4 protein-coding genes are annotated in these 3,292 nt (G+C 43.1%); 1 reads left to right on the top strand and 3 read right to left on the bottom strand.

Translation table 11 applies throughout. The features are described 5' to 3' along the window. The 3 genes from WBA23_RS18135 to WBA23_RS18125 form a co-directional block, all read right to left on the bottom strand. On the bottom strand, nt 1–466 hold a 466-nt coding region (locus WBA23_RS18135; RefSeq protein WP_424583692.1), incomplete at its 3' end, for a hypothetical protein. Between the two features lie 71 nt (nt 467–537). Next, nucleotides 538–1,539, bottom strand: coding sequence for a zinc-binding dehydrogenase (locus WBA23_RS18130; RefSeq protein WP_424583691.1), 1,002 nt, complete (start codon nt 1,537–1,539; stop codon nt 538–540). 583 nt (nt 1,540–2,122) lie between these two features. After that, nucleotides 2,123–2,833 (bottom strand): hypothetical protein, encoded by a 711-nt coding sequence (locus WBA23_RS18125; RefSeq protein WP_424583690.1) that lies wholly within the window; start codon nt 2,831–2,833, stop codon nt 2,123–2,125. Nucleotides 2,834–2,911: 78 nt separating this feature from the next. Here WBA23_RS18125 and WBA23_RS18120 point away from each other — a divergent pair. Next, a partial coding sequence (locus tag WBA23_RS18120; RefSeq protein ID WP_424583689.1) for a hypothetical protein occupies nt 2,912–3,292 on the top strand: 381 nt, incomplete at its 3' end.

Raw genomic sequence — 3,292 nt, 5'->3', positions numbered from 1 at the left:
CAGTATTAGCTCGTAAAATATCCCCAAATTTGGCCAAGCCCTGAGTTACCCAGTTCCTCTGTTTTTCTTCCAGTTCCAACTTTTGCAAATGGGCCTGTAAGCCTGTTAGCGACTCTTTCAGTTGAGAATGCTGATCTTGCTCGGCATAAATTGCCGAAATATCCTTATCATGATCTTCAATAGCTTTGACATATTCTGACGCCCGGTGTATCTCTTTCTTAAGTCGATCATTTTCCTGGTATAGGGCTAGTAAGCGAGGATCAGCGAATTGCTTTAGTTTGTTGTCACTCAAAAACTGATTACCCAACTTGAGAGGTACAAAAATGACGTGCTTAAGAAGTAGGCTAATCCACCCTAAAAGAGCTATCTGTAGAAGACTTAGTACTAATAATATTGACCCCGACCTAAGTCCCGGAAAAGCGACAATGCACACCGGAACTAGGCCAAGGATGAGTACTACAGGCACGTAAGCCTTGGTAGAACTTTTAAATAATTTGAGCAGAAAACCCATTATTGATATTTACCTAAAAGTAGAGACTACAATTCAACTACTACCCGACCGTTGTTGCTGCCGCTGTATAAGTAGTCCATAGCTTCCACAACACAATCAATACCTTTAAACTTTTTAGGATCTATTGTAACGTTCAGTTTTCCTTCCGAAATCAATCCTATCAACTTTTGCAGATGAGTAGGAATTTGCTCAGGAAAGTCGCTAAACAAAAAGCTGCGGATAGAGGCTGATTTCCACAGCAGTTGATGATAGATGCGAGGTGAAGTGACAGTTTCTTTCTGTAAATATTCGCTTACAAAGCCGCATACCACAATTCTACCTAGTTTTGCCACGTGGTTTACACAAGTATCAAAGAGCTTACCTCCTACATTCTCGAAGACCAAATTGATACCATCGGGATACTCCGTACTTAGCACTTCATCAACATCCTCTTCTTTGTAGTTAATTACCCGGTCGCATCCTAGCGAGGTAAGTAGGTCTGCTTTCTCGCTACTACCGCAGGTGCCGATCACGTGGTTTCCGGCTAGTTTGGCTAGTTGCACGGCAATATGACCAGTACCACCGGCAGCCGCAGTAACCAGTACGGTTTCATTACTCTTCATTTCCCCTACAATATCCAGCCCTATGGAAGCAGCCAGACCGACGGTGAGCATCGACATAACCTCCGCAGAAACCTCGGGTACGGGTATAGCTTGGGCGGCAGGTAGAGTTACGTATTCCCGGTAACCACCGCCCGCTTGTATTCCCATCACAGCATCCCCAGTTTTGAGGTGTTTAACCTTGCTCCCTACTGCCTGTACTTTTCCGATAAACTCAAATCCTAAATCGATGGGAAGCGGAGCGTCAGCAAAGTACCTTCCAGCAATTAAATTTACGTCGCTGGCATTAACCCCCGCAAAATGGTTTTTAATTAAAACTTCTTCTTCTACAGGCTCTTCTAGAGCAACTTCTTGAATAGCAACCACCTCGCGGTACTTGTTACTAAAGGCCTCTGCCTGTAATTTTTGATAGTTTTTAGCTAAAGTCATATAAACATTTGATTTTAAGAGTTAGTAAAAATTGGTTTAGTTGCAATACATAAAGGTTGATAGTATACGTTTACTTCAACACGACCGACAAAACAATGCAATCTGCGTTTCTATTAGATTACCCAATGAAACCAAGTTTTACAAAACTACTATGACCATGGTGGAAAAGGTAACGAAAGAGCTTAAAATGATCCGTATGTAATAAAATCGGCAAATGAGGATACGTACCTTTATTATTTATTGAACTGCCATATTGCTCCTTACGAGATTCAACTTTTTGAAAGTTAAAGTGTCAACCACAGTAAATTTGCCTCTATCAGGATTTTAGATTGGTTAGGTAACTTTTCCTTTCAACCGAAAGAAACAACGATTAAATAGATAATTGGACGCTTGGAGTTACTAACACCTAGGGGGTTTAACTTCAATATTGATTGAGCTACTTGGTACCAAATTCAGATTATCTCAGGTTAATGGTTATTCAGCTTAATTAAAATATGCTCTAAATAGGAAAGTCCTACCCGGTAGTGATTACCGAGCAGGTCTTTCTTTAATAGAAGAATCATCGCATCACACTAACGATTGCTTAAGCCGTTTGCGGAGGCAAGTACAGCGTCTCATCCGTTTCGTCGATGGCGGCTTGGTAGAGCGAAGCGAAAGATGATTTGATCCAGATGACGGCGGGGATGGTACCCACAATTAACAGCAATAGACCACCAATGAAGATAAAGATCGAGGCAATTCCCAGACCGAATATTTTCCAGCCGTATCCTCGCGTTAGTTTCCAACTTCCCTCCACCGCGGCAATAGGGTCCAGTCCCTTATCCATTACCAAGTACGATACAAAAGCCAGCCGACAGGCGACAATAATACCGGGAATGATTAGTGCAATCGTAGCAATCCCCACTAATGCTCCGGCTAGCAGATTTGCCAGAATGATGGTAACGTAGTCGTTAAAACCAATAATAATATCTTTTACATTGACTGCCTCTCGGCGAGCGGCCTGCACAAAGAGTAGATCGGCTCCGTACTCAATTACCGGAACAAATAATAGCCAGTAGGCAATAACCATAATTTCATAAATTACGGGCATCCGTCCGAACGGGCCGATGAAATTATCCTCACCGGGTTCGCGCTCATCGTCAAAGCTGTCGCTAATTGACTCGAGTGGAATGTCGGCGACGGCCAGCACAATGACTACTAAGAACAGAGGGAGGAAGTAGCGCTTCATCGTTTCCCATCCGTGAGAAAGGCTACCGCGCCAAGTAGGTTGAATGTTGTTATTTACAGTTTCCATTTTTTTGGTGTGTTAAGTAAAAAGTATGCTCAAATGAAGGGAAAAGACGTCAAATCCACCAGCTACTAAAGTAGTGTTTTGCTAATTCACTACTTTCGTAGGCTAGCTAATACCAACGTAGGGGGTATATTTGGATCATCATTATTACCGAACGCTATGGATATTCAGCGGCTGCTGACTTGGGTATGTTTCATCATATGTTTGGGCCTCACCGTAGGGGGCGTGATGGTATTTTTCCGCCTTCGGGAACGAGCTTCCCTTCCGGCGGTGCGACTGCTACAATACTACTTGGTCATGATGTATGCCTTCGGCTTCTACGCCCTCTGGAGCGATGTGCTACTCCGGTTGTTATTTCCGTTGGAACAAGAAGCAGGGCTAATTCCTAAAATTTCTAATTTCTTAACACTGCTAGGAGCCCCGTTTCTACTGATTGGATTAATTATGCTCGCACTTTGGAGC

The organism is Tunicatimonas sp. (genome assembly GCF_049647865.1).
Lineage (GTDB): Bacteria > Bacteroidota > Bacteroidia > Cytophagales > Cyclobacteriaceae > Tunicatimonas.
Note: the sequence above shows the minus strand (reverse complement) of the source record. Positions and strands in the feature narration are given on the sequence as shown.

Coding starts and splice junctions, on each gene's coding strand:
- WBA23_RS18130 (WP_424583691.1), bottom strand. CDS start 1,539: ATGACTTTAGCTAAAAACTATCAAAAATTACAGGCAGAGGCCTTTAGT.
- WBA23_RS18125 (WP_424583690.1), bottom strand. CDS start 2,833: ATGGAAACTGTAAATAACAACATTCAACCTACTTGGCGCGGTAGCCTT.